Consider the following 7,908-nt stretch of genomic DNA (forward strand, 5'->3'; position numbering starts at 1 on the left):
TACCGGATGATTAGATTTTTATCTACGCCTCACTGTTCAATACAACCAGTAGCACCAAAGACAAACTATATTAACCTTAGCTCAATTAGACATATTGAGTTTCAAATTATGTGGTTAAATCAAGCGCTCGCAATCGAGTCCAAAGGAAAAACTACCAAGAAAGCCAAATCTCTCGCTGACTTAGCATCCCGGCGCCAGGCTACGCAAGGTCAATTCTGGACGACTCCTTGGATTGCTCGCAAGATGTGGGATATTGCTTTATCAGCAATGCCTGACAAAAACGCCATGTATTCCGTTATGGATAACTCTATTGGCTCAGGCAGGCTATTGGCCCACGCAGACCCTAAGAGGCATTCTCTTTACGGTTGCGATATTGATCCTCGTTGTATCGATGCGCTCATCCAAGATGCTAATCAGGCCGGATTCACTTACTCGTTTGAGTGCGAAGGCGTTGAAAGCATTTCTGCTGAAAGAATCGGCGTTGCAGTAATCAACCCTGCATTCAGTATCACTCTACAATCGCCTAACCTGCTTCCGGTGTCATCTACCACCTATGGCATGTACGGCCCTAACAGCCACGCTCTGAGCCATGAGTACGCTTTAGAGCATGCGTTATACGCTGCTGATGTGGTGATTGCTTTGCTACCAATTTCAATGCGTGACTTCTGCTTTGGCAATAGCCGGCTAATCGCTGAACTGACCCTGCCAAATACAGCCTTTCTATCAGAAGGAGCAAACGTTCAAACTGCTGTTTATGTTTTTGGGAAAAAAGAAAACCCAGGGCAGCCATTGAAAGCCTCAGTCGATGAGCATTCCAACTGGCCTACCCTATCTTTAAGCGCTCGCTCCATGAGGGATTTCACCCCTAAATGGAAATCACTTGGCGTTGATGATGGCAAGCCCACCATTGCTCTACCTGTTACTGGCAATACTGCGGTTGAATTGCATCATCATAATCGAAGAATAGTACTGAAGTTTCATTGTGGCCTCACCCAGGCCAAGGTACTTAATGGTATTTACCATGAACGTGTTGAACACCCAGAAGGCAGGCTTCGTCACCGGTACCCTTCTCAAATTCGTTATTGCGGGGATGGTAAATTCTTCTTAGATGCATACCTGCTTCAAGAAAAGCCAATGACGGCCTTCAATGCTTTTCTAGATGAAATATCCGGACTAGGCGGAACCCCTGTTCCTTCCCCTACCCTATTGGGATTCTTCAAGAAGCTAATCAAGAAAAATGCTCGAGCATTCGTGCCTTTCAGAAAGTTCATCGAAGTGCCCAAAGTCACAGACATACAATTAACAGCCAAACGTGCATTTCTATTGCGCCAGTGTGACATTACATCCCCCCCAGTTAAAAAGGGTGAAATCGTCAGCGCCATAATTATTGACGCCGGTTACTTGGTGTCTAAGAACGGTCAAAGCGAAGTCTATTCAAAAGATCAGGTCAGCAAGCTTTTCACCTTCCCTTCAGCAGTCGGTAACGAAACCAGCACCGATGACCAATACCAGTGGAAGCTACTTCACGAAGGCAAAAATAAAGCGTTCCCGAAAATCTATAAGCAGAACCTATCAATCATTGCCAAGTCGGGCGTGGATTTCCTGTGGCCACCACAAATTGACTCACTATCGGAATTGATGATGTCTCCAGGCTCTGTTGCAGGCTGGGAACAAGGTTGCGGAAAGGCAAGACTCGCCGTTTCTCTTTGTTTAACTTCGACATCCAAGCACAACCTGATCGCTGTTGAAGGCGGCCTAGTTGAAGAAATGGAAATTGAACTGAAAAAACTTGGCATCAGTAATTACCAGGTTATCAGAAGTGAAGCTGACATATCCCAGCTTAAAAAAATCAATATTGTCAGTTACAACCGGTTGAAGAAGCCTATCGGGACACATAAAAGAACCCTTTCTCATTTGTTGCGCCGACGCTTCGGCGTTGTTGCAGCTGATGAAGGCTCTATAATGTCAAACCCTGACAGTCAGCAATCGGTTGCCCTTGCAAGACTGGCACCTCGAAAAATGTACCTCCTTGATGGTACTCCTATTGGCTCATATCCAAGGGATTTACTTCCTCTGAGCACAGCTACTCGTGGCAGCTCCACCGCTGAACAACCATATAGCCTTCGTAGCGGCCTTCATATGCATAAAGGGCTGTTATCGTCAGCCAATTACTCTCAGCGTGGAGTATCCGCCTTCCAGGATGATTATGTTGTAGTGGACTGGGCAACGCATGAGTTTAGCGAAAATCTACGTGAAGGCGCTAAGCGCGAAATCCCCGTAATTGCAAACGTCCCTAAATTCAGAAGATGGGCTGATTTATTCGTCCAGCGCAGGCTCCGCAATGAACCAGAGATGCAGGAATATGCTGGGTGCAAACGCCCAACCAGATCTTACGAAAAGGTTAAATGGGATAAAGACCACTTTGAAAATTACATCAAAGAGGCTGTTGAATTTTCACAATGGTATATGAAGCAACGGGAAATGAGAGCGCTTGAGGGTAAAGGCTCTAACCTTACCGTTGTGCTGGCTAAGATTAATGCCGTAATAACGGCGGCCAATGCACCTCATTTGAACGCTAAGCGCAGAGGTGCGGCTTACTTCCCTATCACCAGCAAACAGAGCCGGATTTTGACCAGAGTTGAACAGATAATCGAAAACACTGATGACAAGATTATCGTATTCGCCAAGAGCCCGGAGGTTCTGAAGAGATTCAACAAAGAATTATCAGACAGAGGTATCGAGTCTGTATTGTTCACTGGCAAGCAGGACATCAACAAACGAAACGATGACATGAACCGGAACTTCAGACACGGCTCTGCCCGGGTGTTATTGTCAAGTTATGTTGGTCAGCGCGGTTTAAACCTGCCCCAGGCTAATAGAATTCTGATGTACAACCGAGCGTGGACTGGTGACACTGAAGAACAGTCAATAGCCCGTACAACTCGCCCAGACCAGAAAAAACAAGTCGAGGTTGAATATTTTCACCTGGCTGGTTCTATTGATGAGTATATGGCCATGGTAGTTGATTGGAAAATTGCTGCTGCAAAAGCTGGACTTGATTATGGTGACGGTGCCACAGTTGAAGAGGAATTCAGACATCTCGATTCTATTTTAGAAACGTTTTGTAAAAATACTTTGAATATGAGCCTTCATGAAGTTCATAGATTAATAGCAGCATAGTATTTATATTTAGAACTTATTATTGAAAACCCGAAGGGTTAATAAAAGTTAAATAACTAAGTTAATAATATTAGTTAAAGTAAGTTAAAGTAGTTACGGATTCTACAAACCTTGCTGTTGTTGGCTTCCCCGTCTATTCGCGTGGTTCAAATCACGATGTTGTGTGTTTCGTTTCACGATAATGTGTGATCCGATGCACGATTATAGCGTGGTTCAATACACGAACAGAGTGTGGTTCAAATCACGACCCTATTCACAGGTTTTGCACAGCATATAAACACCATTTGCACAGGCTTATACACAGACTCGCTATGTTCATCTAATCTCATTCAAAAAATTAGGTTGTGGTTCATTTCACGAATATCAAATAAAGAGAGTAAGACTAAACCAAGCCTTTAGTTGTTCGTGAAATTCAGAGCATCTATTTCTATAGTATAAACAACATATTACGTTGTTATCAAATAACTAGATAAGTACGTTACTTCTGGCTGGGCTGCCCTTCTTAACTTGACTAGCAAGATCCCCCGACGGGAACTCATCAGGATATTCGTCATTCAGCAATTTTTCAGCGTGGTTCATTTCACGATTGCTATATCACTATATTGCATCTATAAAACAATCAGTTAAGTCACATTGTTACTAATACTGGTTTATTCCTAAAAAAGTGACAATACTAATGTGTGGTTCAAATCACGATAGTCAAACTATTGTTATGTATGAAAGGTAAGAAGCGTTCCTCAGCGCAAGTAATTTACTGAAGCCCCCATTTATAAAGGGATTCATCAGCATTTACTTTAGTGTTAACACGGATCCCCCCGGGGGATCTCTAAGGGGATCAGATAAATTTATGCAAAAACGTGGTTCAAATCACGATAATTGCTTCTAATTTAGACTAATAATTGTGTAATTTGATGGGGAAATGACCAAATAGAAGGATGTTAGCACCTTACCTACGGTATTTATAAGAGTGACTAATAGGCTGAGGCCTTAAAGAATAAGGCTTTGCGGTGATGCGTGGTTCAAATCACGATTGTATTTCCAAGTCATTAATTGATTTTATTTTTTCGCCTGACCTGTAATTTCTCGATAGTTCCTGAACTTTTCTTATCCAATAAGTAGATTTGATAGTCCGGTATGCTTTGTTTCTCTACCAAGGCCTTTATGTTTCGCCTAAACTCCCTCAAAGAAGAGCGAACACCAAATTTGTTATGCAGATTTTCAAAGCCAATCTCCCAGGACTCTTGGTTACCACAGTGTTTTCTACAAAGCTCATAGAGCCTTCTTTCGTAACCGGTCGATAGCATGAAGTATTCTGGATTATAAGTGAGTATTTGATTATTGCTCAATGCAGCAAAAAGGTGTTCAGAAATGACAATCTCGACGTGAGATAACCTTCCTTTTTCATCTGTCACTGCTTGACCATAATCAATCAAGCCGAATATCGATCCCTTCTGGGATAAGCCCCCGCCATCTTTAACGTTTGTATTAAACGTTGTACCGCGGAGTCTAACTAAGGCATCGGTGATAGCTTTGTACTCTCTACCTCCGGTGCCTCTATTTGTTTGCTTTAGAAAGTCATAGGCGACCATTTGAACTTTTCTACTCAAGGGACGCCCACGATTGCTGGCTTCAGCCAACTGACCGAAGCAATACAACAGTATGTCTTTGTCGTGTATAGTCGCCCTACCCTTTGAGCTTGGAATAATTTCCATCCATGCACCAGTTTTCGGATTATCGAATCTGTATGGCTTTGTGTCAGGTCGGGTCGATATAGCGAAAATTGGATATTCCATTGTATGCAACTCACCTTTTGGCGCTGCATCTACAATATCTGCAATAAATAGGTCTAATTGTTCAGGGGCACTCAATTTACTCATTTATCTAGCCTTAATGCCCTTCCAGAAGAACTCAAAAGCTTTTGTATGATCGCGACACGAATAACTGCGCTTTTGTCTTTTTCTACTTGTTCATTCTGCATTACTTCAGAAATTGTTTTTTGTATCTGCATATCAATTTCCGAAGTTAGCGTAACATTAATAGAAGTTGTCGTTCCTGCTGAGATAAATTCCTCAGCAATTAAGTCCGTGTATTGAGGTAGTTCGAGTAATTCTGACAAAGCATCTTCGATCCATTTACTCTGCTGCTTTTTGTTGTAGCCCCTTTTTTGCATATCATCAGAAATTTTCCGAAGCATCCCAGAAGGAACTCTAACAGTGGACCTTACTTTGGTTTGTGTTTTAACTGGCGCCTTCAATTTAACCATTTTATTTCGCCTCAGATAACTTACTGAGAATTGTATTTAAGATCTCACCAGCATTTTTAGGATTGCTGAAATCGGCACTTTCCAGTAAGTCGCCAATGTCTAATGACTCGGCAGCTGCTCGAACTAACTTTTCAATTGCCTTTGTATCTGCCCCTTTATTGATCTTAATTGGAGCAGGCCCTGAACTTTTCTTATCTACCTTCTTTTGCCCTATTCCGAGTCTGGCATTCAATTCTGAGTCTGTGAGTTTTGCTAATTCAGCCGCTTTTTTTAACTCAGTAACACGCCCTTCTTTTATGTATGGCATTAACAGGTCAGACTTTGCTTCAAGGACATAAATATACCGATGTGCAACCGTGCGACTTTTGCCAATAATGGCGGCTAATTGCACTACGGTTATGGCTGATCTCCCGCCAACATCCTCAATTAACTTTTGAATTCGAGTCAACCTGTCATAAAGACTCATTTCTTCCCTATCCATGTTCTCTTTCCATTGGAGCAAGTCCAACTCAAACTGGCTAGGTCGTTCTAAATGAATTCTTGAGTAAATATGTGTTTCTTGTAGAAGCAGGTGGCTTAGGTACCTACGCTCTCCTACCATCAAATGAAATGTGCTTTCTTCTTTCCAGACTACTACCGGATGTAGCATTTTCTCAGCACTTTGAAGAGAGAATGCAAATTCTACCAATGAGGTTAAATCGCCAATCTCTTTACCCTGAAGGGAGTATGCTTCAACTACTTCTTTCACATATGGTTCTATCCACTCAGAATCCGTATTGGAGGTAGCCTGGTCTTTTAGGGGGTGAGTCTGAATAATTTTCTTTATTAACTTGCTATCGACATGAAGTTTTCTTGGGTTATTTTCATCCGTGACAATGTAATCAACAGGAATTGTTTTAACCATCACATCTTTCACTTTACTGGCAGAGCTTGAATGATTGGCTATAGAGTCAACCCACTTATCCAAACCAGGATTACTTGCAACTTTTCCAGAACCCGCTCTATTACCACCTAATTTTCGTGCCATTTCATGCCCCTCCAGCTTTCTTATTAAATATACTGGAATACACATAGTCACCTAATGACTTGCTATGTGTATACGCCGGGTGTGTCTTCGTGATGTCAAAAACAGTTCTTGGGCTGATGCCTTTTAAATCTCGCTCTGGAAATGCTGTACTTTGTGGAAGGTATACATCTTCAGGGAACATCTGACTTCCAAGCCTAGAGTGCAGCATGTCTAAATTACCTTTGTGCAGGTTCGTATTAATTCTTACTTTGTTAGGTAAAAAGCCTAACAGTTTAACCTGGCTATCGTCATCTCTAGTGAAGTTCTCAGACTCTATGATTTGAAGCATTGAATTAATGCCCTGCAGATTTTTTTCTTCACACTCAAAAGGGAAAATTGTATGTGTTGCAGCTCTTAAGGCAGAGCGAAAAATAGGATTTCTCGAAGGGCCTGTATCCAGGATGATTATGTCATAAAGCTCCTTCATTTCTTCCATATGTAAAAATTCATGAAGGCGATTTATTACCTTGTGCTCTATCTTTCCTGATTCATTGTCGAACTCTGAATTAATACGTTCTAATAAAGCGGGGTGACCAACCATGATATCTACATTATTCGAAAAAGAGTTTTTCTTAGAGATATAGGTTTCGAATGGTAGAACAGCTTTCCCGAAGTAAATGTCAGCGATAGTCGACCTTTCTTCCAACTCTGGGTCACCGTCATAATCAGGATGAAGAGGTGGAAGTTGGCCACCAACTGATTGCGGACTGCTTTCCATACCAACCCAGTAGTCACTTGTATTGCATTGCATGTCTAAATCTACAACTAAGACATTAAGCTTTCCGATGATAGCCATGTACTCAGCCAGTATGTTGCATACAGTGCTCTTACCGCAGCCACCTTTTTGATTTAAAATAGCTAGAACAACAGAGTTGTATTTCAGCATTTTACCTTTCTCTTTATTGAATCCAATATCATGAATAACATACAGGGTATAACACCCGTATGTCAAAGCCATATGATATCTTTATGCTGTTATTTTTAGATCCCCCCGGGGGAAATTCGAAAACAACACGATACTGCCTTATTACAAACTGAAACAATGACATTTATATAGCCTCGTTCACCGGTCTCATACCAAAAGATCCCCAGGGGGGAAATTTGGTTCACGTTGTTCAACTACCTTCTTTCAAAGTGTTTCACTGACATTTGAGCAGCCCTTATAACCAGATGTGTTCAAAAGATCCCCCGGGGGGAAATTTGGTTCACGTCGTTCACCTACTCTCTTTCAAATTGTATCCCTGACATTTGAGTAGCTCTGTTAAACAGCTAATCCCCAAAAGATCCCCCGGGGGGAAATTTGGTTCACGTCGTTCACCTACTCTCTTTCAAATTGTATCCCTGACATTTGAGTAGCCCTGTTAAACAGCTAATCCCAAAAGATCCCCCGGGGGGAAAT

5 protein-coding genes are annotated in these 7,908 nt (G+C 41.9%); 1 reads left to right on the forward strand and 4 read right to left on the reverse strand.

Going from position 1 to position 7,908, the window contains the following annotated elements; genetic code table 11:
* Positions 1–108 precede the first annotated feature (108 nt).
* A complete protein-coding gene (locus tag OIK42_RS19720) occupies positions 109–3,180 on the forward strand; it encodes a helicase-related protein (protein ID WP_273642899.1) in 3,072 nt (1,023 codons plus the stop codon).
* A gap of 1,046 nt (positions 3,181–4,226) precedes the next feature.
* Here OIK42_RS19720 and OIK42_RS19725 read toward each other — a convergent pair.
* Genes OIK42_RS19725 through OIK42_RS19740 form a run of 4 tightly spaced genes read right to left on the reverse strand, consistent with a single transcriptional unit; the run spans position 4,227 to position 7,467 of the window.
* Positions 4,227–5,057 carry a replication initiator protein A gene (locus tag OIK42_RS19725; RefSeq protein WP_273642901.1) on the reverse strand — a complete coding sequence of 277 codons (831 nt, stop codon included), beginning with the start codon at positions 5,055–5,057 and terminating at the stop codon, positions 4,227–4,229.
* Positions 5,054–5,443, reverse strand: coding sequence for a hypothetical protein (locus tag OIK42_RS19730; protein ID WP_273642902.1), 390 nt, complete (start codon positions 5,441–5,443; stop codon positions 5,054–5,056). The genes OIK42_RS19725 and OIK42_RS19730 overlap by 4 nt, the downstream gene beginning before the upstream one ends.
* A 1-nt stretch (position 5,444) precedes the next feature.
* Positions 5,445–6,470, reverse strand: coding sequence for a ParB/RepB/Spo0J family partition protein (locus tag OIK42_RS19735; RefSeq protein WP_273642903.1), 1,026 nt, complete (start codon positions 6,468–6,470; stop codon positions 5,445–5,447).
* 1 nt (position 6,471) lies between these two features.
* Positions 6,472–7,467 carry a ParA family protein gene (locus tag OIK42_RS19740; RefSeq protein WP_273642905.1) on the reverse strand — a complete coding sequence of 332 codons (996 nt, stop codon included), beginning with the start codon at positions 7,465–7,467 and terminating at the stop codon, positions 6,472–6,474.
* Positions 7,468–7,908: the final 441 nt, after the last annotated feature.

Origin of the sequence: Alteromonas gilva, assembly GCF_028595265.1 — a bacterium.
Lineage (GTDB): Bacteria > Pseudomonadota > Gammaproteobacteria > Enterobacterales > Alteromonadaceae > Alteromonas > Alteromonas gilva.